Here is a 24,163-nt window from a genome sequence, read left to right as displayed (position 1 = left end):
AGCGCCTGCCGGCCGATTTGCATTGTCCGGCCCGGATTGGAATTATCGATGGATCGCGAGACCCGCCTCAAACGCCTGCGCTTCCGCGCCTGGCATCGCGGAACGAAGGAAGCGGATCTGCTGATCGGCGGCTATTTCGATCAGGAATCCACCCGCTGGAGCGATGCGGAGATGGACTGGTTCGAAGCGCTCCTGTCCGAGGAGGATGTGGAGATCATGGCCTGGGCGCTCGGCACCATGGTCGTCCCGCCACGCTGGGAAGGCCCGATGATGCAGCGCCTGCGCACGCTCGACTATATTCCGATCGAACGCTGACCTGTTCCGCTGCATAGCCAAATGCCCGATCTCAATCGCATCCTGAAGGCCGATCGCCCGCTCACGCTTGCGGGCACGCCGGCCGGCTTCCTCCCCTGGCTGATGGCCGATCTCGCCCGCGCGGCGAAGGGCCGTGCCGTCTTCGTCGCCGCCGACGAGCAGGCGATGCGCGGGCTGGCCGATGCCGCCGCCTATTTCGCGCCCGAACTGGCGGTGATCCAGTTCCCCGCCTGGGATTGCCTGCCCTATGATCGCGCCTCGCCCTCGCTCCGCTCCACCTCGGAACGGCTGGCCGCGCTCCACACGCTCCAGAAGAAGCCGAAGGGCCCCGAGCTCCTCGTCACCACGATCAACGCCGTCACGCAGCGCACGCTCACCCCCTTCCGCATCCGCCAGCTCGCCGCCACGCTCGCCCCCGGCGAGCGGATCGACCGCGACGCGCTGGCCGAGCTGCTTCAGGCGAACGGCTATGTCCGCACCGATACGGTCGCGGATTCGGGCGAATATGCGGTGCGCGGCGGCATCGTCGATCTCTTCCCCGCCGGCGAAAGCCTGGCACTCCGCCTCGATTTCTTCGGCGACGAGATTGAAAGCGTCCGCCAGTTCGATCCGCAGGACCAGCGCACCGTCGGCCGCATCGAAGGCTTCACCCTCCTTCCCGCCTCCGAAGCGCTGCTCGATCCGGACGGAATAAAGCGCTTCCGCGGCCGCTATCGCGAGCATTTCGGCGCGACCGCGACAGGCGATCCGCTCTATCAGGCGATTTCGGAGGGGCGCCGCCTCGCCGGCATGGAACATTGGCTTCCCTTGCTGGAGGATCGGCTCGCCACCCTGTTCGATCATCTCTCGCCCGACGACATCATCGTCCGCGATTCGGGCACGGTCGGCGCGGCGGAAGCGCGGTTCGAGGCGATCGCCGACTATCATGGCAATCGCGTCCGCGCGAAATCGGCCGATCCGGGCAGCTACCGCCCGATCGAGCCGAAACTTCTTTATCTCGATCCGGCCGATTGGGAGACGGTCGTCGCCGATCGCCCGCTCCACATCACCACGCCATTCCACGAGCCCGAAAGCGCCTCCGTCCTCGATTTCGCGGTGGACGGCCCGCGCGATTTCGCGCCCGAACGGGCACAGGGCGTCAACATCTATGACGCGGTGGTCGATCATGTCCACGATCTGGGGCGGAGCGGCCGCAAGATCGTGCTGGCCAGCTATTCCGTCGGCGCGCGCGATCGTTTCCGCGGCCTGCTGATCGATCATGGTCTCGATCGCGCCATGCTGGCGGACAGCTGGCAGGATGCGCTCGGCAGCGCCTTCCAGCCCGGCTCGACCGCGCTTGCCGTCTTGCCGCTCGATCATGGCTTCACCACGCCCGACGTGGCGATGCTCACCGAGCAGGACATGCTCGGCGACCGTCTCGTCCGCCGCACCAGGCGCAAGAAATCCGCCGACGCCTTCCTTGCCGAGCTCGCCACGCTCAGCCCGGGCGATCTCGTCGTCCATAGCGATCATGGCATCGGCCGCTATGAGGGGCTGACCTCCATCCCCGTCGGCCAGTCCCCGCACGACTGCGTCGCGCTCACTTATTCAGGCGGCGACAAACTCTACGTCCCCGTCGAGAATATCGACGTCCTCTCCCGCTACGGCTCGGACGAGGGCGCCACGCTCGACAAGCTCGGCGGCGTCGCCTGGCAGGCGCGCAAGAGCCGGATGAAGGAGCGTATCCGCGAGATAGCGGGCGAGCTGATCGCCACCGCCGCCGAACGCGCGCTCCGCCCTGCCGAAGTCGCCCAGCCCGATGGCGGCTATAATGAATTCGTCGCCCGCTTCCCCTATCAGGAGACGGACGATCAGGATCGCGCCATCGGCGACGTGATCGAGGATCTGGGCCAGGGCCGGCCGATGGACCGGCTCGTCTGCGGCGATGTCGGCTTCGGCAAGACGGAAGTGGCGCTGCGTGCCGCGTTCGTCGCCGCCATGTCCGGCATGCAGGTCGCCATCGTTTGTCCCACGACGCTGCTCGCGCGCCAGCATTTCACCAATTTTGTCGAACGCTTCCAGGGCTTCCCCCTGAATGTCGGCCGCCTCTCCCGCCTCGTTCCCGCCGCCGAGGCGAAACGCACCAAGGATGGCCTCGCCGACGGCGCGATCGACGTGGTGGTCGGCACGCATGCGATCCTCGCCAAGGGTATCGAGTTCAAGCGGCTCGGCCTCGTCATCGTCGATGAGGAGCAGCGCTTCGGCGTCACCCACAAGGAAAGGCTGAAGGCGCTCAAGACCGACGTCCATATGCTGACGCTCACCGCCACGCCCATCCCGCGCACGCTGCAAATGGCGATGTCGGGCCTGCGCGAGCTGTCGGTCATCCAGACGCCCCCGGTCGATCGGCTGGCGGTGCGCACCTATGTCGCCCCCTGGGATCCGGTCGTGGTGCGCGAGGCGCTGCTGCGCGAACATTATCGCGGCGGCCAGAGCTTCTTCGTGACCCCGCGCATCAAGGACCTGCCCGATATCGAGGAGTTCCTGCGCAAGGAAGTGCCCGAGATCCGCTATGTCATCGCCCATGGCCAGATGGCGCCGTCGGAGGTCGAAGAGCGCATGTCCGCCTTCTACGACAAGAAGTTCGACGTGCTCGTCTCCACCACCATCGTCGAAAGCGGGCTCGACATTCCCAGTGCCAACACGCTGATCGTCAATCGCGCGGACAAGTTCGGCCTCGCCCAGCTCTACCAGATCCGCGGCCGCGTCGGCCGGTCCAAGACGCGCGCCTATGCCTATTTCACCACCTCGGATCGCAAGATCACCGAGACGGCGGAAAAGCGGCTCCACATCCTCCAGAATCTCGACACGCTCGGCGCCGGCTTCCAGCTCGCCAGCCATGATCTCGACATTCGCGGCGCCGGCAATCTGCTCGGCGACGAGCAGTCGGGCCATATCAAGGAAGTGGGCTTCGAACTCTACCAGTCGATGCTGGAGGAGGCGATCCTCGAGGCCAAGGCCGGTGGGCTGAAGAACGCGGGCCCACGCGAATCCTTCTCGCCGCAGATCAATGTGGATGCGCCGATCCTGCTGCCGGAGGAATATGTCCCCGATCTCGATCTGCGCATGGGCCTCTATCGCCGCATGAACGAGCTGGAGAATAAGCGCGAGATCGAGGCCTTCGCCGCCGAGCTGATCGACCGTTTCGGGCCGCTCCCCGATCCGACGCAGAATCTGCTTTCGGTGATCGAGACCAAGCTCAACTGCCGCAAGGCGCATGTCGCTAAGCTCGATCTCGGCCCGCGCGGCGCGCTCGTCGGCTTCCATAATGATCAGTTCCCGGATCTTCCGGGCCTGATCGCCTATGTCGAGCGGCTGAAGGGCACCGCCAAGCTCCGCCCGGACAGCAAGCTCGTCATCCAGCGCCCCTGGCCCGACCCCAAGGCCCGCCTCCACGGCGCGCTGCAACTCTCCAAGGGCCTGGCGAAGATATTGAGCTAGCCCGATATTGATCACCGTCGCCCCTGCGAAGGCAGGGATGACGGAGTTAATCTCGGACGGAAACCCCCGCCAGCACCAGCCGCTCCAGCTCCGCCTCGCCCACCGGCGGGGCGCATAGATAACCTTGATAATAATCGCATCCCGCCCTGGCGAGCTCGTCGCGCTGCGCCTCGGTCTCCACTCCCTCGGCGATCACGCGCAATCCAAGCGACCGCGCCATCTCGATCACGCCCAGCACCACGATCCTGTCCCGCGCCGAACCGACTATGTCCTGCGTCAGCCGCCGGTCGATCTTGAGATAGTCGAGCGGCAACGCCTTCAGATAGGCGAGGCTCGAATAGCCCGTCCCGAAATCGTCGATCGCGATGCGGAAGCCGTCGCGTCGCAGTGCCGCCAGCAGCATCGCCGCCGCATCCAGTTCCTCGATCATCTCGCTTTCGGTGATCTCCACCGTCACGCGCGACCGATCCAATCCGCTCTCCGCCGTCATTGCGGCGAAGCGTCCGGCGAAATCCGGCCGGGCAAGATCGGATGCGGTGACGTTCACCGCGATGCCCAGCGTGGCGAGCGCTTCCGGCCAGTGCCCTGCACGCCGCAGCGCCTTTTCCTGCACATGCGCGGAAAGCTGCGACAGATGATCGGATCGCGCGGCGGCGGCGAAGAGGGGATGCGCGCCCAGTTCCCCCAAAATCGGGTGATGCCAGCGCGCAAGCGCCTCCACGCCCACGATCCGCCCGCTCGCGATGCTCACCTGCGGCTGGAACAGCAGCTCTATCTCATCCTGCTCCAGCGCATGGCGCAGATCGCTCTCCAGCCGGCTCTCCACCGTGCGCCACGCGATATTACCTCGATCGATCAAGCCTACTCTCCCTCCGCCATGCCAAGAGGCTATTGGGCTCGGCGGGGAAGACAATCCGGATCCTCCTGGGGGTAGGCTTGCCCTGTCGCGGTCGCCATCCTAGCTTGTAGCCATGGCAGGCGCCCTTTTTCCCGCACGCAACACGTTGACGGACGGTTTCGGCCGGCGGATCAGCTATCTGCGCATCTCGGTCACGGATCGGTGCGATCTTCGCTGTCGCTATTGCATGGCGGAGGCGATGACCTTCCTGCCCAAAAGCGCGGTGCTTTCGCTGGAGGAGATTTCCGCGCTCGCCGACGCCTTCATCGCCCGCGGCGTGCGCAAGATCCGGCTTACCGGCGGGGAGCCGCTGGTGCGGCGCGGCGTGCCCGATCTTGCCCGCATGATCGGCCGCCATCTCGAAACCGGCGCGCTCGACGAGCTCACGCTCACCACCAACGGCACCCAGCTCGATCGCCAGGCCCAGGCGCTTTACGATGCCGGCGTGCGGCGCATCAATGTCAGCCTCGATAGCCGCGATCCCGATCGCTTTCGCTACATAACCCGTTGGGGCGACGTCGAAAAAGCCCTGGAAGGCATCGCTGCGGCCAAGGCCGCGGGCCTGCGCATCAAGATCAACATGGTGGCGCTCAAGGACTTCAACGAGGATGAGATCGAACCCATGCTCCGCTGGTGCGCCGGCGAGGGACATGACCTCACCTTGATCGAAACCATGCCGCTCGGCGCGATCGACGAGGATCGGGTCGACCGCTATCTCCCGCTCGACAAGGTACGCGCAGCCCTTGGGGAGAATCTCACCCTTACCGACATTCCGGAACGCACCGGCGGCCCCGCCCGCTATGCCCGGGTCGAGGAGCTCGGCAACCGCATCGGCTTCATCACGCCGCTCACCAATAATTTCTGCGACGGCTGCAACCGCGTCCGCATCACCGCATCCGGCCGGCTCTATATGTGCCTCGGCCATGACGATCGGGTGGACCTGCGCGCCGCGCTGCGCGAGGGCGGCCCCGCCGCGCTCGATGCCGCGCTCGATCAGGCGATGGCGCTGAAGCCGCTCCGTCACCGATTCGAAATCGACAAGCGCGATGCCGCCCCCGCCGTCGGGCGCCATATGAGCGTCACCGGCGGATGACCGGCGATCGCCGGCTCGCTCTAGCCGCCTCTCCCACCGAAGCCGCCCAGGCGGCCGCCACCGAATTGCGTGCCCGCTATGAATGGGTGCCGATCGAGCAGGCCAATATGGTCGTGGCGCTCGGCGGGGACGGCTTCCTGCTGCACACGCTCCATGCGATGCTCGATCGGCACCGCAACCTGCCGGTCTTCGGCATGAATCTCGGGACGGTCGGCTTCCTGATGAACGACTGGCGTCCCGACTTTCTCGAGAACCGGCTGGAACGCGCCAAGACCTTCTCCGTCGCTCCGCTGCGCATGGAGGCCGTCACGGTCGATGGCGAGACCATTGCCTGCGCCGCCATCAATGAAGTGTCCCTCCTCCGCGAGACGCGCCAGACGGCCCGGCTCGAAGTCGCCGTCGACGGCAGCATCGTCCTGCCCGAGCTCGTCTGCGACGGGGTGCTGGTCGCCACGCCTGCCGGCTCGACCGCCTATAATCTTTCCGCCCAGGGACCGATCCTGCCGCTCGATTCATCGATGATCGCGCTCACCCCGATCAGCCCCTTCCGCCCCCGCCGCTGGCGCGGCGCGATCCTGCCGGACCGCACCCGAATCACGTTTCGCGTGCTCGATCCGGTAAAGCGCCCGGTGAGCGCCGTCGCCGATCAGCGCGAAGTCCGCGATGTCGCGACGGTGGAGGTCGCGATCGACCGCAGCAATCCGCTGACCCTGCTGTTCGATCCCGAACATGCGCTGGATGACCGGATCACGCGGGAACAGTTCGCGATCTGAACGTGCAAAATTTCTTGGCAAAGGAAGTCTTGCCAGCCGCGCAAAGCCGCTGCTATAGGCGCGCCTCGCCCGACGGACAGAGCGGGTGAGACAGTGTTCCCCGGTAGCTCAGCGGTAGAGCATCCGACTGTTAATCGGACGGCCGATGGTTCGAATCCGTCCCGGGGAGCCATTTCAGTCCGAAACTGCGAACGCCGTGCGCCGCAGTTTCTACTCCAGGCTTTTCTCCGGACGCGACCAACGTCCGGAGAAGCCGGCTCCTAGATCCGACTATCCGAATCGCGTTCAGCGCCACATCCGCACGGCCGCCGCCATCGCGCTCGTCAGCCTCGCGCTGGCGCCCGCCGCCCACGCTTCCGGTTCCTCGATGCCGTGGGTAGCCCCGCTGCAATCGATCCTCGAATCCATCGAGGGACCGGTCGCCAAGATCATCGCCGTCATCATCATCACCGGCCTGACGCTCGCCTTCGGCGACACGTCCGGCGGCTTCCGGCGCCTGATCCAGATCGTCTTCGGTCTCAGCATCGCCTTCGCCGCCAGCTCGTTCTTCGTCAGCTTCTTCAGCTTCGGCGGCGGAGCACTCGTCTGATGGCGGGCCTCATCAAGAGCGGCTGCGACGTGCCGGGCTTCGCCCGCGCTCGGCGGTTGACATTGTACACCTCAAGTCTCTAGGTTGACGGCGTCAACTAGAGTGGACTGGCCTTGATGCGCAACATGCGTTCCCGTTCCGCTCCTCACGTGCCGGGGATGGCATTGATGTTTTCAAGCTTTGGACAATTCGCGTTTCGATTTCGGTGGCTCGTACTGCTTGCCACCGGGCTCTTCGTGGTATTCGCGCTCGTCTGGGGAAGTGGCGTTTTCGGCGTCCTGACCACCGGCGGCCTTGCTCCGGAAACGGCCGAGGTCAGCAGGGCCAATGACCTGCTAGATGAGCACTTCGGGCACCGGCCGGGTGATCCGGATGTCGTCGCGGTCTTCGATGATGAATCGGGCAGGCGCAGGGTGGACGATCCAGAGTTCGCCGGCCCCGTCCAGGACGCGCTGAGCGCCCTCCCGTCATCCCAGGTCATGTCAGTCGTCAGCTATTGGACGCCGGGGTTGACGCCCGAGCAACGCGCCAAACTCGTAAGCCCTGACCGGCACGCCACCTACGCAGTGCTCACGCTGCATGGCGAGGACGAATCGGCGCGCATGGAGGTCTATGGCGAAATCCAGCACCTCATAAAGGCCGGCGACGGCATCGCGACTTACTTGGGCGGCGGCCTGACCAGCATGTTCGAGCTGCAGCGAGAAGCTACGGCGAACTTGGCGACGGCGCAGGCGATATCGTTGCCGATCCTGCTGGTCCTGTTGGTCCTGTTCTACCGGGGGCTGGTGGCGGCGCTAATCCCGGTCGCTCTCGGTATGTTCGTGATCGTCGGATCGCTGGTGATGCTGCGCCTGCTTACCCTGTTTACCGATATTTCGATCTTCGCGCTGGAGATCGTCGTGTTGATAGGTCTGGGGCTTGCCGTAGACTACGGGCTCTTCATCGTCAGCCGGTTCCGCGAGGAGCTTGAGCGCGACGCCGGCGATGTTAAGGCTGCGGTGATCGCTACAACCGCCACCGCCGGGCGCACAGTCGCGATTTCAGGCCTGACCGTCATCAGCGGACTGAGCGCACTCTTCCTGTTTCCACAGCCCATCTCCCATTCCTTCGCGTTTGGTGGAATCAGCGTGGTCTTGCTCAACATCGTCGCGGCCGTGCTTGTGCTTCCCGCCGTGCTGGCCATCCTCGGACGTCGGGTGAATGCCGGCCGCATTCCGCTGCCGCGGTTCGGCCGCACCGGGCGTGGCCCGGCGGAGGGTGGCTGGGCATGGCTTGCCCGGGTGGTGGGCAGGCGGCCCGCCGTGTCGCTTCTGCTGGGCGTGCTGGCGCTGCTGGTCGCCGCCGCGCCGCTACTCGAACTGCGGCCAGGACTGACCAACCATCGCTACCTGCCCACCGACAGTCACAGCCAGGTCGTCGCGCGCTACACAGGCAGCGAGTTCCCGCAGCACGGCCCGGCAGGGATGGCTCTCGATGTTGCCGTCCGTGGATCGGTGGACCGGGAAGGCCTTGAAACATATCTGGCGCGCCTGGGCGATCTGCCCGGTGCCGCTGCGGCTCGCGTGCATTTGACCGATCCGGCGCTCACCTGGATCAAGGTCGATTATCGCGGCGAAGCCGATGATCCTGGTCCCTTGCAGCTCGTGCGCGACATTCGTGCGACCCAGCCGCCAGCCGGCGCCACTGTGCTCGTCGGCGGGTATGGCGGGGCTGCGATAAGCCTGGACAACAGCGCCGCCACGCTCGCGGCACTACCGGGAGCACTTGGCTTCATCGCCGTCGTGACGCTGATCCTGCTCGCTCTGGCCTTCCGCTCCGTGTGGGTCCCCATCAAAGCAGTCCTTTGTGCGTTCCTTTCGCTGGCGGCCTCGTTGGGCATTGTTGTCTGGGCTTTTCAGCAAGGCGGGCTTGCGGGATTGCTCGATTTTCAGGTCGTCGGCACCACCGACCTTTGGACACTTGGGCTGATTGTCACGATCGCCTTCGGGCTGGTCACCGACTACGAGATGTTCCTCGTCAGTCGAATTCGCGAAGCGTATCTAGCCACGGGCGACAACCGGCGCGCGGTCGCTGTGGGTTTGCAACAGACCGGATCGATTATCACCAGGGCTGCAATCCTGATGATCGTCGTGCTCGCCACAATGGGTCTGGCCGCGGGTTCGCTGTTCCTTATCACCTTCGGGATCGGCATGACGCTTTCGGTCGTTATCGACGCCACCATCGTCCGGTCGGTGATCGTCCCCGCGGCCATGCAACTGCTCGGCACCGCCAACTGGTGGGCGCCGCGGCCCCTGGCTTGGCTCAGCGACCGGCTCGGCCTTAGCGAAGGCGCCGGAACGCCGTCGCGCGCGGACGCCCAGGCCGGGGTTCAGCCCAGAGCATCGAAGTCTCTGGCGGTCAGGGCATCTGAGGAAAGAAGTTAGCAAGGGAGCCAGCCCGCTAGGTAATTCCGGGGCTTTGCAGCTGTGTCGTCCGCGCCGCGTGGACGAATATCAGTGTGCCGAACGGCCCCATGTCGAAATCCAGCATTGGAATGCTCAGGCGATGATCGGAGCCGCCCAATTCTTCTGGCGCCCTTACCGCCCATCTGATCGCTTCAGCATGTGAGCCGCCACCATGATGATCGCGGCGGTCGCCAGCCGACAAGAAGCCGACGGAAAGTGCTAATCGGCGGAGGCCGAGGCAAACAAGACGCCGGCTATGTTCCGTCGGATTGCAACCCACTTATCGGGACCATCTGGACGTCGGGCGCCCGGCGGACCTAAGCTCGACGCAAACCGCACTCATAGGCGCGGTCAGGAAGGAGATGGGCCATTATGGACGCAAGCCGGCAGGTTCCGATCAGGTTGATGGTTTCGGATGTGGACGGCACGCTGGTCCGCCCGGACAAGAGCATCGCCGAGGCGACGGTGGCTGCCGTCCGCCGGCTGGGCGCGGCGGGCGTGCCGATGACGCTGATCAGCGCCCGGCCACCGAGCGGCATGATCTGGATCGCCGAACTGCTGGGGATCGAGAGCACTCTGGGCGCCTTCAACGGCGGCACGCTGATCGCGCCCGATGGCCGGCTGCTGTCGGAAAGCCCGCTGGCCGAGCCCGTGTCGCGCGCCGCGGTCGAGCGGTTGGACCGACCGGGCGTGTCGATCTGGGTTTTTGCTGGCGGACACTGGTACGCCACGGACCCCAATGAGCCGCATATCCCGCGCGAGATCCGCTCGACATGCATTGATCCGATCATCATGTCGGACCTGTCCGGCATGCTGGCCCGCGCCGACAAGATTGTGGGCGTGAGCGACGATGATGCGCTGCTCGGCGGGATAGAGGCGGAATTGCAGGCGAGCTGGGGCGAACAGGCCACCATCGCCCGATCCCAACCTTATTATCTCGACATCACCCATCGCGCCGCGAACAAGGGCGACGGCGTCGCCGCGCTGGCTGCTGCTGCGGGCGTGGCGCTGGACGAGGTGGCGGTGATCGGCGACATGGCCAACGACCTGCCGATGTTCGCGCGCGCCGGACTGTCGATCGCCATGGGCCAGGCCCCCGATCGGGTCCGCCGCGCGGCGGATATCGTCACCGTTTCAAACGCCGAGGACGGCGTCGCCCATGCGATCGACCAGTTCGTGTTGCCCCGCATTGCGCGTGCCGCCTGAAGGCCGCGCCAGCGACGGCTGAACATCGTCATTCACCATCGGGCGCGCTCCCGTCATGGCCTCTTTCGAGGAAGGAGGACGAAAGCTGTCGATCACAGGGGGATCTCATCCAGCTGGACCACAATTGAGCTGCCGCCCCTGGCGCAGTTCTTCAGCCGATCGTTGAAGCTCCTGACATAATCGGCGTCCAGATGGCGCTGGAAGGCGGCATCATCGACATAGGCTTCATATATCGTGATGCGCTCGGGATGATCGGCCTCCCGATGCGGCACGAGCGCGAGGTTTCCCGGCTCGTTCCGGACATGGCGCGTCAGCTCCCGCACGATCGACAAGGTCTCCTCTTCCTTGCCTTCCGCAATTTCGAATGTCGCGATCATCCGCCGGGCCATGTGCGTCTCCTTGAAGATTGCGTGATCCGAACGATGACATGGCCCTTTTGTTGCATAGCTATGCAACCCGACCGGTGGCGAGTTGTTGAATGAGGGCATCAAGGGAGATTGCCATGCCATCAGCACCACGTGCCATCGACCATGTCGGATTGACGGTGCCCGATATTGAAGCGGCTACGCGCTTCCTCGCACAAGCCTTTGACGGCCGTCCCGTCTATGACGTGCAACCCATCGGCCAGCCGCCGATGGCGGGAGCGGAAACAGAACGGCAGCTCGGCCTGCCTAAGGGGGCGAAGATCATCCACATGCGTCTGATCCGCATTGGCGATGGTCCTTCGATCGAGCTGTTCCAGTTCGCCGATGCTCCACAATCCAGTCCGGCGGCGCTGCCGGACTTCGGCTTTCAGCATGTCGCGCTTTATGTCGACGACATCGACGCCGCGGCAAATCGGTTCGAAGCGGCCGGCGGCACGCTCCTGTCGCCGCCGCACCCGCTGGGCGGCGTGGAGGACCAGGGCCGCAATCGCGGAGTCTATGGCCGCGCGCCCTGGGGCTCGCTGTTCGAACTCATCAGCTATCCCGACGGGATCGCCTATCCCGGCGGCACGACACGCTGGACCCCGGCGCCGGAGGGAAAATCCGCATGATCAAGTTGACGATGTTCCTGAAACGCAATCCGGCGCTCGATCGCGAAGAATTTGTGCGCCACCATGTCGAGCGTCACGGTCCGCTGTTCCGATCGATCCCGGAGGCGAAGGAGCATGTGCTCCGCTACATTCAGACCCACCCGGTCGAGGACATGGGATCGGTGAAGCCGGCCGACTATGATGGCACGGCCGAAATCTGGTTCGACAGCGTCGCCGGCATGGATGCCGTGCTCGGCTCCGAAACCTACCGCAAAACGGTTTTCCCCGATGAGAAGAGTTTTCTCGATCATGATCATTGCCTGACGCTCGTCGGCACGGTCGAGGTCATGATCGGCGACACGGATCCTGCGGCGCCGTAATGGCCGATCGCCAAGACGGAGGATGCTGAAGAGGGCAACGGTCGAGATGCCATGCGGGGGCCTTGGCCCCGCATGGCATCTCGTTAATGGGCCCGTTCAGGCAGCCGCCCTGTCGATCGCGCTATGCCCCCTGGTCGGCCTGAACCTTCCGTTGCGCAGCGCCGTCTCGATATCCTCGAGGCTGGTGCCGGCCGTTTCCGGCACGAACCGCAAGACGAACAGGAAGGACAGCACATTCACGCCGGCATAGACCACCATGGTGCCGCCGAGGCCGATCGCATGGACCAGCGAAAGCGCAGTGCCCGTGACGATCAGGTTGCTGCCCCATAGCGTCGCGGCGTGAAGGCTGGTCGCCTGGCCGCGCATGGCGAGCGGGAACATCTCCGCACCCAACAGCCAGCCGCAGACCTGAATGCCGCCCGCGTTGAACATCATGAACAGCAGCAGGAACAGGATGGTCAGCCAACCCTGCCAGCCGCCACTCGCGCCCATCGCAAACATGGCGCTGAGGCCGATCAGGCTCAGCACCGATCCCGGAATCATGATCAGCATCAGCCTGCGCCGCCCGATACGATCGACGAAGAGGCAACCGAGCAGCGTCATCACCGCATAGACGATCGCGACGCCGAGGCTCGCCAGCAGCGCGGAGGAGGGGCCGAAGCCGACGTTCAGCAGGAAGGTCGGCGCATAATAGATCATCATCTCCAGCCCGCCGCATTGGGTGAAGAAGGCGACGCCCAGCGCTGCGATCAGCGCCGGCCGCACCCAGGGCTGGGCGATGCCGCGCCAGCCGCTCTCGCTATCGTCGGCGCTGCCGGTGACGGCGTGGATCTCGGTTATCTCGCGCCGGATGTCGCGCCGTGAGCTGCGCACGCGGCCCAGAAGCTCGAGCGCGGCGTCGAAGCCGACATTCTCGGCCGTCCAGCGCGGGCTGCCGGGCATGAAGAACATGGCGACGAACACGAAGGCCGCCGGAAGTGCTGCGACGACCACCATGGTGCGCCAGCTCCAGATATCCTGGAAAGCAAAGCCGACAATGTTCGCGAGCAGGATGCCCACGCCGATCGCCACGTTGAACATGGTGACAAGATTGCCCCGCCGATCCTGTGGGGCGAGCTCGGATATGTACATCGGCACGACCTGGGTCGATCCGCCCACCGCGAAGCCGAGGAAGCAGCGCGCGGCGATCAACAGGCCGACCGTCGGCGCCGCGAAACAGGCAATCGCTCCGAGCACGAACATCGCCGTCACGACCATCACGGTTCGGCGCCGGCCGATCCGTTCCGACAGCCAGCCCGTGCCAAGCGCGCCGATGACGGCGCCCGCAAGGATCGAGGCCGTGACGATTTCCTGCATCCGGTGATCGAGGGAGAATTCCCTCGTCATCGACAGCAGCGCGCCCGCGATGATTCCCGTATCGTAGCCGTAAAGGCCGCCGCACACCGCCGCGACGAGCGCGGCCAATCTGAGGACGCGATGGGCGCCCGGATCAATATCGATCGCAGCGACCTTTTTGGCGATCCAGCCTGGTTCAACGGAAGTTGGTTCCGCAGAAGCATTAAATCTCATCTCTTTGCGCGCTGTTGATTCAGTCAAAACACCGTCCCTGATAGTTGATCCAAATAGACACGAAGCATGCGTTCGCATATGCGCCTGCACGCATCAGATCCTCTCCCGATTTATTTATCACTGGACATCATATGTGCCACGCAACCTGATGGCGCGAGACATGAGATCGAAGGATCGTCCGTGCCCTATTTTCGACATCCTACCCTGCTTGTCAGAAGATTTGAAGGGCATCGCGAATTTTGGTGAATGTGGGCCCGCTGTCCCTCCATTCCACAGGGTGCAACCGGACTGAATCGGAGCCATTCCGCCGCCGGCATGTTCCTCGCGCCATAAAGCGTGACGGGTGCCAGCCTCGCCTCCCGATCTTGAGCGTCTGCAAAGATCAGCTTTAGCGGCGCAAATACGAAGCGTCTTTGTCTACCTCGAAAGTGGACTTAATCGGCCCTCACCCGGGAAGGGGCCGCATCGGCGGCGCGCGTGCAACGCGCATTTGTGGAAATTGGTTTGCGGGGGAAATGATGGGTCGCGTCCATTCTATCATCTTGGCGGGTGTTTCAGTCGTTGGTTTGGGAATGGCTGCCGCAGCCCATGCCGAAACGGCGCCGCAATCCGCCGGAGCCGGCTCGTCTGTTCCTACCGAACAGGCAGAGGCGGGCGCTTCCGAGATCGTCGTCACCGGCACGGCGCGGTCGAGCGGCGTGCGCAAGCTCGATGCCGGCTTTTCGATCACCACGGCGAGCGAGGAGGATATTCGCCGGATCGTGCCGCAAAGCACCGCCGATCTGCTGAAGATCGTGCCGGGCGTCTATGTCGAAACCAGCGGCGGCGTCGCCGGCGTCCATGTCGGCGTGCGCGGCTTTCCGCAAAATGGCGGCGGCGCCTTCGCCACCGTCCAGCTCGATGGCGCGCCGATCTTCCCGCCCAACACCCTGTCCTTTCTCGAAACCTTCAGCCTGTTTCGCATCGACGATACGGTGGAGCGGGTCGAGGTGCTGCGCGGCGGCCCCAATCCCGTCTTCTCGAACGGGCAGCCCGGCATCACCGTCAACTTCATCCAGAAGAAGGGCGGCAACACGCCCGAGGGCAGCGCGCGCGTCACGGTCGGCGCGGAGGGCCTGTTCCGCTATGACGGCTATGTCGGCGGGAAGGTCGCCGATGGCTGGTACGCCTCGCTCGGCGGCTTCTATCGGCTCAGCGACGGCATACGCGATACGCAATATCCGGCCGACAAAGGCGGCCAGGTCACGGCCACGCTCACCCGGCGCTGGGACGGGCTCGGCGAATTCAGCCTCTATGGACGCAAGGTGCATGATTCCAACGCCTTCTTCTCGGGCGCGCCGCTCCTTTCCAGCAACAATGGCGCCGATCTCTCGGTCTATCCCCATTTCGACCAGCGGCATGATGCGCTCGCGGGCCACGACATCCGCCGTCTCGACCTGGAAGTGACGCCCGGCGCCACGCCGGGACGGATCTCCCGCGATTATGGTGATGGACGTACGATCGACCTCAACCAGTTCGGCGGCAGCCTGGAACTGACGCCCGGCGATTGGACGATCAGCGACAAGTTCAGCTACACCGAGGGCTCGGCCGATGTCCGCGCGATCTTCACCGGCGCGGTGCCGACCACTCTCGGCGCCTATATCGGCAGCCGGCTCGCGGCGGGCAGCACCGTCGGCCGCGGCCCCGCCACGTCGGGCAGCGCCAGCTTCGCCACGTCCGGCGCGGCGATCGCCGACGCCAATCTCCCGGTGATCGTCGCCGGCCTTTGGTCGATCGACAAGGATATCGAATCCTTCACCAACGATGTCCGCCTGAGCCGGACGTTCGGCAGTCACACACTGACGGTCGGCAGCTATTTCGCCGCCTATTCGGTCGACGATCTCTGGTATCAGGGCAATAATGCCCTGCTCGCCTTCGAGCCGCATGCACGCCGCATCAACGTCACGCTCAATAATGGCGTGCCGCTGACGCGCGACGGCTTCGTCAGCGCCACGACCAATCAGGTCCGCGCTTCCTATGAAGGCCGCAACATCGCCGGCTTCCTGGCGGACGAATGGGAGGTAACGGACAGGCTGCGCATCGACGGCGGCATCCGCGTCGAACATTATAAGGCGGAAGGGACGATCGGCACCAGCCGGGCCGGCGTCGATCTCGATGGCAATCCCGTCACGCTCTACAATAATGGCGCGGTCGTGCTGGATGGCGGCAGCCGCGAGGTCGATTACAGCAAGACCAAGCTCTCCTACACCGCCGGGCTCAACTATCGCCTGGCGGATAATCTCAGTGCCTTCGGCCGGCTCAACTCGGGCTATAAATTCCCGCATTTCGACGATCTGCGCGAGGGCAGCCGCGTCGTGCAGAAGATCGATCAATATGAGATCGGGCTGAAGACCGCGCAGCGCGCCTTCGACGGATTCCTGACCTTCTTCTACAATGATTTCAAAGGGCAGACCTATTCGCAGCAGGTCGTGAATCCCACCAATGGCGCAATCACCACCGTCACCGCCATCGCCGGTTCACGCACCTATGGCGTCGAGCTCGAGGGCGCGGTTCGCCCGGTCCGCAACCTCGATCTGCGCTTCAACGGAACTTGGTTTCGTGGCCGCTTCCGCGATATCGAGGATGGCGTCGCCTCGGGCGTGCAGAATGGAAACAAGGTGCAGCGCCAGCCGACCGTGCAGCTGCGCGCGCAGCCCAGCTATCGCATTCCGGTCGGCCAGGGGGACATCACGCTCTTCGGAGCCTATAATTATGTCGGCAAACGCTTCTCCGATATCCAGAATCTTCAGCGCCTGCCCTCCTATCAGACGGTCGATCTCGGCGTGACCGCGAACTTCGATCCGATCGAGCTGCAGTTCACCGTCACCAACCTCACCGACGAGCTCGGCCTGACGGAGGGCAATGCGCGCATCATCGGCACCACCTCCGGATCCGTGATCGCGCGTTCGATTTTCGGCCGCGCCTACCAGCTCTCCGCACGCTACCGCTTCTGACCGGAAATGCCGCGGCCGGCCCGGTTCCGGTCGCGGCGCATCAAGGATCATATCGATGGATCGCCGTACCTTGCTCGCCACCGCCGCCGGCCTGATCGCCGGCAGCGCGCTTCCCGCCCCCGCATCGGCCGTGGCGGCGCCCGCCGGCGCGGGCCGGCGCAATGTCCTCCTGCTCATCGCCGACGATCAGGGGCTGGACGTCGGCTGCTACGGCACGGACGTGAAGACGCCGCATATCGACGCGCTGGCCCGGCGCGGCACACGCTTCAGCCAGGCCTATGCCGCCGTCTCGTCATGCAGCCCCAGCCGGTCGGTGCTCTATACCGGCCTCTATGCCCATTCGAACGGCATGTACGGCCTTGCCCATGACGTGCATAACCAATCGCTGCTCGATGGCGTCGAGACGCTGCCGCTGCTGCTGCGCAAGGCCGGCTATGCCACGGCGCTCGTCGGCAAGAAGCATGTCCGCCCCGATTCCGCCTTCGCTTATGATGCGGAGCTCGCGCCCGAACGCGGCGGTATCCGCGACGTGGCGTTCATCGCCAGCGAGGCGGCCCGTTTCGTGCGCGGCATCGGCGACCGGCCCTTCTTTCTGACGATCGGCTATAGCGATCCGCATCGCGCCGCGACCGATTATGGCAACAAGCCCTGGCCGAAGATCGATCGTGTCACCTATGATCCCGCCAGTATCCGGCTGCCCGCGCATCTGCCCGATCTGCCGGAGGTCCGCCGCGACGTCGCCGACTATTATGAATCGGTCAGCCGGCTCGACAGCGGCATCGGCCTGCTGCTCGACGAACTGAAGGCGGCCGGCCATGGCGATGACACGCTCATAATCTATCTCAGCGACAATGGCCGGCCCTTCCCCGGCGCGAAGACCAATCTCTACGATAGCGGGCTCCACCTGCCGCTCATCATCTCCGCACCGGGCGTCGGCCGCCCGGGCATCGTCAACGATGCGATGGTGAGCTGGATCGATATCGTGCCGACGATCCTGCAATGGACCGGCGCGCAGGGTCCCGGGCGCCCCCTTCCCGGCCGCTCGCTGCTCCCGCTATTGGGGCAGCGCAATGCCGCCGGCTGGGACGCGATCTACGCCTCGCATGAATTTCACGAGATCAGCGGCTATTATCCGATGCGTGCGATCCGCACGCGCACCCATGCCTATATCACCAATCTGGCGCATCCGCTCGATTATCCGATCGCGGGCGACGTCGCCTCCTCGCCGAGCTGGAAGGCGCTTCTGGCCCATCCCGAGGCGAAGCTCGGCCGCCGCACCCAGGCCGCCTATCTCAAGCGCCCCGCAGAAGAGCTTTACGATCTGCGCACCGATCCGGAGGAACTCGTCAATCTCGCCGGCACGGCCGAGGCACGGCCGATCCTGGAAGATCTGCGCGCGCGCCTGCTCAGCTGGCGCAAGGAGACGGCCGATCCCTGGCTTGCCGGCCAGACCTCGCCCTACGCGCATATCGGCGGCTGAAAGATGGATATTCAGAGCCGTATCCGGTGCATGCATGCTCATCCGCTCGGCAAGAGGCTGGCATCGATATAGGCTGCGATCTCGACGCGTTCGGGCAGGACGCCGTCGGCGTAGAAATTGTCCGCGACCTTCTGCAACGCGGCGCTGATCGCGGCATCGGGCGCGATCAGCGGCGGGTTCTGCCGGCGGACGACAAGGCGTATGATCTCGATCGGTACGCCCGTCCGCTCCGCATAGATGCGGGCATAGGCCTCGGGGTTCGCGCGGGCCCAGTCGTTCGCGGCCTTCTGCCGGACGAGATAATCGGCCAGCGCGCGGCGTTTGTCCCGGTCGGCGAGGGCCGCGTCGCCGGCAGCGAGCACGCCTATCCCCGAATTGATCCCGCGCCCGTCGCGCAGGATGCGCGCGCCGCGGCTCTCGGCGGTCGCCTGATAGATTCCGAAGGTCGCCCAAGCCTCGATCCGGCCCGAGGCGAAGGCAGCCGCCGCATCATTGGGCAGCATGAAGCCGATCCTGACCCGGGAGGGCGCAACGCCCGCCTCGCGCAGCGCGCCCAGCAGCAGATAATGCGAGATGCTGCCACGCGCGGAAGATATGATCACCTCCCTCCCGACGAGGTCCGCGACCTTGCGGATGGCAGACCCGGGAGGAAGGAGGATCGCAATATCGTCGGCGTCGCTGCGTGTCGCGGCGATGATCTTGAGGGGAGCCTTGCCGGCGATCGCCTGGATGACCGGAACGTCACCGGCAGGCGCGGTATCGACCGCACCTGCGGCGAGCGCCTCAAACAACGGAGCCGCACCGACGAAATTGGCCCATTCATAGCGGTAGGGCACACGCTCGAGCACGCCCGCCGCCTCGGCCTTGGCCCGGCTGAGACTGGCCTGATCGCCCAGCACCAGTTCGGTCGGCCCACCGATCCTCCGCGGTCCGCAAGCGTTGAGCCCGAACGCCGCGCAACCGGCCAGGAAGGCACGGCGATCAAAAGGCAAGGGAGAGACGTCCATAATAATAGCCTCCGCTCGGCGTGAAGGGCGAGGGACCATAATAGCCCTGCCCGGTCTGGGGATTGCCGGGGCCATTGGTTTCGGGCCTGACGTCGAAGAGGTTCGTCGCCCCCACCGACAGCGTGGCGAACTCCGTCACCTTTGCCGCCAGATTGGCATCGGTGATCCATTTGGCGCCGAAATGCCGGTCGTCGCCCGCGGCGGTGCGCTGCGTATATTTGCCGTAGCGCGTCGTCGAAAGGTTCAGCGCGAGGATGCCCTTTGTCCAGCTTCCCCCCAGCACCAGCTTGCTGTGCGGCTGCAGCACCTCGAGCTCGCCGATCTTGTCGCCCCCGAAGAAGACGGAGCCGGGCCCGAGGATCGACTTACCGGCCGTGTCGCGCAGTTCCGGCGGATTATCGAGCATGTCGGTGAGACTGGTCTTGCTGTAATTGAAGGCGAGGCTCAGCCCCAGCCGGCCGAGCGCGCCGAGTCCCGCCGAATAGTCCGCGACAAGATCAAGGCCCTTGGTTTCGCTGTCGACGGCGTTGATGAAATATTCGGCCTGCTCGATGTCCGACAAACCGTTGGCGGCCAGGATCGCGGTAACGCCGGGGCCAAAGAGCCGGCCGGTGCGCGCGATACGGTTCCTGATCGCCATATAATAGCCGTCCAGCGTGATATTGAGCCGCGGCGCGGGACGCAGCACGATGCCTAGGCCGGCATTCCAGCTCTTCTCCGCCTTCAACGGTTCCGCGCCGAGCAGCCTTCCGATCGGCGAATCCGCCGTCACCAGCTTGGCGACCGTGGGGCGCAACTCGGTCTGCCCGGTTTCGGGGTTGAGGAAGGAGGAAGTCCGCCCGTCGGTCTGGGCATAGGCGATCTGGGTGAGCGACGGGGCGCGGAAGCCGGTGCCCACCGTGCCGCGCACCGCCACCGCCTCGCTGAAATCGTAGCGCGAATTGAGCTTCAAGCCGATGGGACTGCCGGACCCGTCATCATAATGCTCGCCGCGCACCGCAAGGCCGACATACCAGGCCTCGGTCGGATAGAGGCCGAGGTCGATATAGCCGGCATAGAGGCGGCGGGTGATGTCCGCTTCGTCCTCGGGCGTGAGCACCACCGCCCCTTGCACGACGGGCGATGCGATGCGGCCGATATTCCAGTCATATTGCTGGTCGCCCGGCTTGAACGTGTAGGTAGCGGGCTCATAGGCCAGTGGATCGCCCGCGAAGGAGCGGAAGCGATCCAGCCTATATTCGAGCCCCGCCGAAATCTGGACCGGCTTGGCGAGACCAATGTCGAACTCGCGCGTGATATCGAGATTGTGCGTCCACTGGCGGAATTCGAAGCCGGCCAGATTGGGCCAATAGGTCGGCGTGGTCGGGCCGAGCGACGGGCGGATCGTCAGCTTGGAGAATTGATGATTGCGGTTCTTACCGAAGGAGCTGCTGAGATCCCAGTTCCATCCCGCAATCTCGCCCTTGCCGCCGAGCACGAACTGGAAATCATGCTCGGATGTGTTGTTGAGCGGAAAATAACCGTCGGGGAACAGCGCGGTGAAGTTGGCCGTGCTGTTCGGCCGGCGGAGATTGTTGCCGATCTGGGTATCCCGTTCGCCATAGGTGCCGAAGGAATAGAAAGTAAGATCGTCGCCGACGGGTAGCTCGGCATTATAACCGAGGTTGAATGCCTTGACCTCCGGATCGCCATTATGCGCACCGTCACGGTTCCATGCCGCATTGCGGGCATTCGCCTCGGCGATGTTGGCGAGAACCTGCTGCCTCGTCAGACCCGAGGTCGCCACGACCTGATCGACGGTGCGGCCGGCGGGCAGACCGTAGAGATTGGTGTCGGTCGCCAGCAGGTTCCACCATGCGCCGCCGCGCTTGCGCACGTCGCCGCTGATATGGAGAAAGCCGCCCTCCCCACCCAGCTTCGTGCCGTAATGCGCTTCGGCCTTCCAGCTTTCCTTGTCGCCGCTGCCGCCATAGAGGCTGCCATAAGTGACGGAGCCGCTTATGCCCTCGGCATGGCTGAGCTGGATGTTGACCACGCCCGCCACCGCATCGGTGCCATATTGCGCGGCCGCGGAATCTTTCAGAATTTCGATGCGCTCGATGCCGCTGGTCGGGATCAGATCGAGATCCACCGGGTTGACGCCGCTGGTGTCGCCGCCGCCATTGGTGATCAGCGATCCGTTATGGCGCCGCTTCCCGTTGATCAGCACCAGCGTATAGGCCGGGCCGAGGCCACGATTGGTGACCGGCCGCACGATCGAATTGACGCCGGCATGCGTCGCCCCGAAGTTGAACGAGGGCAGCAGCTTGGTAAGGGCCTCGCCGAATTCCGCAGCGCCTGTATGGTCCAGCTTCTCCGCACCGATCACGTCGATCGGTGCGGGGCTGTCGGCCACGGTACGCGGCGGACCGCCGCGTACGCCGGTGACGATGATCGTACCGGCATCATTCGCGCCATTGATCGAGGCGATCGTATCGGCAATCGGCGTGCCTTGAGCCGGTGCAGGCACCTCCTCCGCGCTGGCTGGCATCGACGCGGCAATGCCCAGGATAGCAGAGGTTAGGCCAGCATAGCGCAGACAATGCAGAAATTTACGTTGGGTATCGAGCAATTTATGTCCCCCGAAAACTGCCTGTCGCCAATCGGGGAACCCACGAACGTCGTATAATTAAAAGTTAGAATATATAGATTTGCCAATCAAATTCATGCCAGCAGACCTTCAGAGAAGCTTCGAAATATATATAGAATAGCTCGCCATCAGACTTTCTATCGCCTGATAAACACTTCCTATCGGTTCAATGACGGGAATGTGGACCGGGGTGCGATTCATGTCGGCATCTGTGACCGTCCCCTGTTTGGAGTGCCGCGCCGTCAGGGAAGCACGCGCTTTCGCTTGAGGCTGTCGATCGCGCCGAGAAGCGAGGCGGTCGAGTCCATCCGCTCGGTGAAACCATAGCGATAGATTTTATTGAGATCCGAGATCACATCGGTTTCCGTCCGGAAGATGAAGTCGCCAAAGCCCCAGCCGACGAGCGTGTCGAGATCGGTCTCGACGAGCTTGTGGCGCGTCGCGATTTCCCGCCACAGGGGCGCCTTGTCGGGCATGTGGCGCGGAAGGATCAGGGGAACCGGGGATGCCGTCTCCATGCAGAGATGCCGCGCCACGTCGCTCCACATCCGTTCCCAGCGGAAGGTGTCGCCATTGGTGATGTTGAAGGCTTCGCCCGAGGCCTTTTCGCTGATGGCGGCCCACCGGCTCGCGCGCGCGAGCAGCCCGGCATCGGTGCATTGGACGAGCTGGCCATAGGCCTTATCGGTCCCCGGAAAGCGCATCGGCAGGCCCAGCGCACGAGACAGTTCGGCGAAGACGCCGACCACCAGCGCGATATTCATCGGATTGCCGTAAATGTCGCCGACCACGACATCCGGGCGGAGCGCCACATAGTCCCAGCGGCTCTTTTCCGCGCGCGCCTTCAACTGCGCTTCCTGCGCGAGATACAGGTTGGGCGGCATATGCACCGGATCGCTCTCGCGCGCCGGCGTTTGCACCTTGGCGCCGAGATGAATGCCGTAAATCTTGTAGCCCTGGTAGATGACCACGCGCTGGAGCGGCGCCTTGGCCTGTTCCAGCGCGTCGAGGAGATTGCCCAGCATGCGGCCATTGCGTTCGGCCTCCACCGAAAGGTCCGGATCCGGGCTGAGCGCCGCGTAGAAGATATGCGTCGTATCGCGCGCGGCCTCGAGCGCCTTGGCCGTCGCCTCGCCATCGGTCAGGTCGGCCGAGATGGTCGGAATGCCTCCCGTGCCGCGCCGATCGAGGCCGCGCACCGTCCAGCCATCCCGTACGAGTTCCCCGGCAACGGCATTCCCGATGATCCCATTCGATCCGACGACGAGCGCAACACCCTTTACGTCCTTCATGTCCCTGCACCTCATTGCTGTTGCAGGGACTGTGTAATGCTCATCGCAATCCACAATAATCGCACATTAGCGCGATGAAGCCTTGCTATTATAGCAAGAGTGCATGGCCGACTCGCTTACCGACATGATCGTCTTCGCGCGCGTCGTCGCGGCCGGCAGCCTGTCGGCAGCCGCGCGCGAGCTGAACCTCTCGCTGACCGTGGCGAGCCGCCGCCTGGCGCGGCTCGAGGCAAGGCTCGGCGTGCGGCTGCTCAATCGCACGACGCGGTCGCTCGCGCTTACCGAGGAGGGGGCGATGTTCCATGCACGCGTCGTGCGCATCCTCGCCGATATCGATGAGGCGGAACTGGAAGCGACCCGGAGCAAGAGCATTGCCGCCGGCCTGCTGCGCATCACGTCGACGGTCAATTTCTCGCGCCTGCACCTGGCGCCGCTGCTCGCCGAATTCCAGGCGATGCATCCGGGGCTGCGCATAAGCCTCCATGCATCGGATACGGTCGTCGATATCGTCGAAGGCGGCTTCGATCTTGCGATCCGTTTCGGGGCGCTCGCCGATTCAAGCCTGATCGCGCAGCGTATCGCGCCCGATGCGCGCATCATCTGTGCCTCGCCCGCCTATCTCGATCGGCGCGGCCGACCCCAAAGCGTCGAAGATCTGATCACGCATGACTGCATCAGCTTCGGAGATCCGCCGGCCGGCGAATGGGCGTTCGCCGATGGATCCAGCGCCCGCCTGTCCGGCGCGCTTGTCACCAATACGGGCGAGGTCGCGCATGAATGGGCATTGCAGAGCGCCGGGCTGGTGCTCAAATCGGCCTGGTTCGTCCGCGACGACATAAAGGCAGGCCGGCTCGAAACCGTCCTGCCCCATCTTCCCCTGCCGGCCTCGCCCATTCACGCCGTCTATCCGCATAGCCGTCATCTGGCGGCGCGGGTCAGGCTATGCGTCGATTTTCTGGCCGAGCGACTGGAAGAGGCTTGGCAGACTGGCTGAGAGCAG

18 protein-coding genes and 1 tRNA gene are annotated in these 24,163 nt (G+C 64.6%); 13 read left to right on the top strand and 6 right to left on the bottom strand.

Annotated elements, in window-relative coordinates:
* Nucleotides 1-48 precede the first annotated feature (48 nt).
* Together CLG96_RS13845 and mfd are read left to right on the top strand one after the other, a co-directional pair.
* Entirely contained in the window at nt 49-315 is a 267-nt protein-coding gene (locus CLG96_RS13845) for an FAD assembly factor SdhE (protein ID WP_107968534.1), read from the top strand.
* Between the two features lie 21 nt (nt 316-336).
* Nucleotides 337-3,795, top strand: coding sequence for a transcription-repair coupling factor (mfd, locus tag CLG96_RS13840; RefSeq protein WP_107968533.1), 3,459 nt, complete (start codon nt 337-339; stop codon nt 3,793-3,795).
* A 46-nt stretch (nt 3,796-3,841) separates the two neighbouring features.
* On the opposite strand, the gene CLG96_RS13835 is transcribed toward mfd, so the two are convergent.
* Complete coding sequence (locus tag CLG96_RS13835) at nt 3,842-4,654, bottom strand: EAL domain-containing protein (protein WP_423828202.1); 813 nt, start codon at nt 4,652-4,654, stop codon at nt 3,842-3,844.
* Nucleotides 4,655-4,766: 112 nt separating this feature from the next.
* On the opposite strand from CLG96_RS13835, the gene moaA reads away from it, so the two are divergent.
* The 6 genes from moaA to CLG96_RS13805 all read left to right on the top strand — a co-directional run bounded on the left by moaA (nt 4,767) and on the right by CLG96_RS13805 (nt 10,798).
* Nucleotides 4,767-5,786 carry a GTP 3',8-cyclase MoaA gene (gene moaA, locus CLG96_RS13830; RefSeq protein ID WP_107968531.1) on the top strand — a complete coding sequence of 340 codons (1,020 nt, stop codon included), beginning with the start codon at nt 4,767-4,769 and terminating at the stop codon, nt 5,784-5,786.
* Entirely contained in the window at nt 5,783-6,559 is a 777-nt protein-coding gene (locus tag CLG96_RS13825; RefSeq protein WP_107968530.1) for an NAD kinase, read from the top strand. The genes moaA and CLG96_RS13825 overlap by 4 nt, the downstream gene beginning before the upstream one ends.
* Nucleotides 6,560-6,656: 97 nt before the next feature.
* Nucleotides 6,657-6,731 (top strand) — tRNA-Asn (locus tag CLG96_RS13820).
* 123 nt (nt 6,732-6,854) lie between these two features.
* Entirely contained in the window at nt 6,855-7,148 is a 294-nt protein-coding gene (locus tag CLG96_RS13815) for a TrbC/VirB2 family type IV secretion system protein (RefSeq protein WP_243395790.1), read from the top strand.
* Between the two features lie 116 nt (nt 7,149-7,264).
* Complete coding sequence (locus CLG96_RS13810; protein WP_207796693.1) at nt 7,265-9,571, top strand: MMPL family transporter; 2,307 nt, start codon at nt 7,265-7,267, stop codon at nt 9,569-9,571.
* 393 nt (nt 9,572-9,964) lie between these two features.
* Nucleotides 9,965-10,798: a Cof-type HAD-IIB family hydrolase gene (locus CLG96_RS13805; RefSeq protein WP_107968528.1), complete on the top strand. Its 834-nt coding sequence runs from the start codon at nt 9,965-9,967 to the stop codon at nt 10,796-10,798.
* Between the two features lie 92 nt (nt 10,799-10,890).
* On the opposite strand, the gene CLG96_RS13800 is transcribed toward CLG96_RS13805, so the two are convergent.
* Nucleotides 10,891-11,187, bottom strand: a complete 297-nt coding sequence (locus CLG96_RS13800; protein WP_165799651.1) for a putative quinol monooxygenase — start codon at nt 11,185-11,187, stop codon at nt 10,891-10,893.
* A 113-nt stretch (nt 11,188-11,300) separates the two neighbouring features.
* On the opposite strand from CLG96_RS13800, the gene CLG96_RS13795 reads away from it, so the two are divergent.
* Together CLG96_RS13795 and CLG96_RS13790 are read left to right on the top strand one after the other, a co-directional pair.
* Complete coding sequence (locus tag CLG96_RS13795; RefSeq protein ID WP_107968526.1) at nt 11,301-11,834, top strand: VOC family protein; 534 nt, start codon at nt 11,301-11,303, stop codon at nt 11,832-11,834.
* Nucleotides 11,831-12,193 carry an EthD domain-containing protein gene (locus CLG96_RS13790; protein ID WP_107968525.1) on the top strand — a complete coding sequence of 121 codons (363 nt, stop codon included), beginning with the start codon at nt 11,831-11,833 and terminating at the stop codon, nt 12,191-12,193. The genes CLG96_RS13795 and CLG96_RS13790 overlap by 4 nt, the downstream gene beginning before the upstream one ends.
* Before the next feature lie 96 nt (nt 12,194-12,289).
* On the opposite strand, the gene CLG96_RS13785 is transcribed toward CLG96_RS13790, so the two are convergent.
* On the bottom strand, nt 12,290-13,657 hold the full coding sequence (locus tag CLG96_RS13785) for a sugar porter family MFS transporter (protein WP_207796692.1): 1,368 nt from the start codon (nt 13,655-13,657) through the stop codon (nt 12,290-12,292).
* Between the two features lie 677 nt (nt 13,658-14,334).
* On the opposite strand from CLG96_RS13785, the gene CLG96_RS13780 reads away from it, so the two are divergent.
* Complete coding sequence (locus tag CLG96_RS13780) at nt 14,335-16,755, top strand: TonB-dependent receptor (RefSeq protein ID WP_207796691.1); 2,421 nt, start codon at nt 14,335-14,337, stop codon at nt 16,753-16,755.
* A gap of 55 nt (nt 16,756-16,810) precedes the next feature.
* Nucleotides 16,811-18,235, top strand: a complete 1,425-nt coding sequence (locus CLG96_RS13775; RefSeq protein WP_107968523.1) for a sulfatase family protein — start codon at nt 16,811-16,813, stop codon at nt 18,233-18,235.
* 38 nt (nt 18,236-18,273) lie between these two features.
* Here CLG96_RS13775 and CLG96_RS13770 read toward each other — a convergent pair whose 3' ends face one another.
* The 3 genes from CLG96_RS13770 to CLG96_RS13760 form a co-directional block, all read right to left on the bottom strand.
* Nucleotides 18,274-19,242, bottom strand: a complete 969-nt coding sequence (locus CLG96_RS13770; RefSeq protein ID WP_107968522.1) for an ABC transporter substrate-binding protein — start codon at nt 19,240-19,242, stop codon at nt 18,274-18,276.
* Complete coding sequence (locus CLG96_RS13765) at nt 19,217-21,772, bottom strand: TonB-dependent receptor plug domain-containing protein (protein WP_107968521.1); 2,556 nt, start codon at nt 21,770-21,772, stop codon at nt 19,217-19,219. Before CLG96_RS13765 ends, CLG96_RS13770 begins: the two co-directional genes overlap by 26 nt.
* Before the next feature lie 341 nt (nt 21,773-22,113).
* Complete coding sequence (locus CLG96_RS13760; protein WP_107968520.1) at nt 22,114-23,163, bottom strand: SDR family oxidoreductase; 1,050 nt, start codon at nt 23,161-23,163, stop codon at nt 22,114-22,116.
* Between the two features lie 103 nt (nt 23,164-23,266).
* On the opposite strand from CLG96_RS13760, the gene CLG96_RS13755 reads away from it, so the two are divergent.
* Nucleotides 23,267-24,157, top strand: coding sequence for a LysR family transcriptional regulator (locus CLG96_RS13755; RefSeq protein ID WP_107968519.1), 891 nt, complete (start codon nt 23,267-23,269; stop codon nt 24,155-24,157).
* Nucleotides 24,158-24,163: the final 6 nt, after the last annotated feature.

Origin of the sequence: Sphingomonas oleivorans, assembly GCF_003050615.1 — a bacterium.
GTDB classification, from domain to species: Bacteria; Pseudomonadota; Alphaproteobacteria; order Sphingomonadales; family Sphingomonadaceae; genus Sphingomonas_H; species Sphingomonas_H oleivorans.
The sequence above is the reverse complement of the archived record's forward strand: the minus strand, read 5'-3'. Positions and strand labels throughout refer to the sequence as shown.

Bases quoted from the DNA above. Each gene is read 5' to 3' on its own strand.
- CLG96_RS13775 (WP_107968523.1), top strand. From the start codon at position 16,811: ATGGATCGCCGTACCTTGCTCGCCACCGCCGCCGGCCTGATCGCCGGC.
- CLG96_RS13825 (WP_107968530.1), top strand. From the start codon at position 5,783: ATGACCGGCGATCGCCGGCTCGCTCTAGCCGCCTCTCCCACCGAAGCC.
- mfd (WP_107968533.1), top strand. From the start codon at position 337: ATGCCCGATCTCAATCGCATCCTGAAGGCCGATCGCCCGCTCACGCTT.
- CLG96_RS13790 (WP_107968525.1), top strand. From the start codon at position 11,831: ATGATCAAGTTGACGATGTTCCTGAAACGCAATCCGGCGCTCGATCGC.
- CLG96_RS13810 (WP_207796693.1), top strand. From the start codon at position 7,265: ATGCGCAACATGCGTTCCCGTTCCGCTCCTCACGTGCCGGGGATGGCA.
- CLG96_RS13780 (WP_207796691.1), top strand. From the start codon at position 14,335: ATGGCTGCCGCAGCCCATGCCGAAACGGCGCCGCAATCCGCCGGAGCC.
- CLG96_RS13805 (WP_107968528.1), top strand. From the start codon at position 9,965: ATGGACGCAAGCCGGCAGGTTCCGATCAGGTTGATGGTTTCGGATGTG.
- CLG96_RS13770 (WP_107968522.1), bottom strand. From the start codon at position 19,242: ATGGACGTCTCTCCCTTGCCTTTTGATCGCCGTGCCTTCCTGGCCGGT.
- moaA (WP_107968531.1), top strand. From the start codon at position 4,767: ATGGCAGGCGCCCTTTTTCCCGCACGCAACACGTTGACGGACGGTTTC.
- CLG96_RS13760 (WP_107968520.1), bottom strand. From the start codon at position 23,163: ATGAAGGACGTAAAGGGTGTTGCGCTCGTCGTCGGATCGAATGGGATC.
- CLG96_RS13765 (WP_107968521.1), bottom strand. From the start codon at position 21,772: ATGCCAGCCAGCGCGGAGGAGGTGCCTGCACCGGCTCAAGGCACGCCG.
- CLG96_RS13800 (WP_165799651.1), bottom strand. From the start codon at position 11,187: ATGGCCCGGCGGATGATCGCGACATTCGAAATTGCGGAAGGCAAGGAA.
- CLG96_RS13795 (WP_107968526.1), top strand. From the start codon at position 11,301: ATGCCATCAGCACCACGTGCCATCGACCATGTCGGATTGACGGTGCCC.
- CLG96_RS13755 (WP_107968519.1), top strand. From the start codon at position 23,267: ATGGCCGACTCGCTTACCGACATGATCGTCTTCGCGCGCGTCGTCGCG.
- CLG96_RS13845 (WP_107968534.1), top strand. From the start codon at position 49: ATGGATCGCGAGACCCGCCTCAAACGCCTGCGCTTCCGCGCCTGGCAT.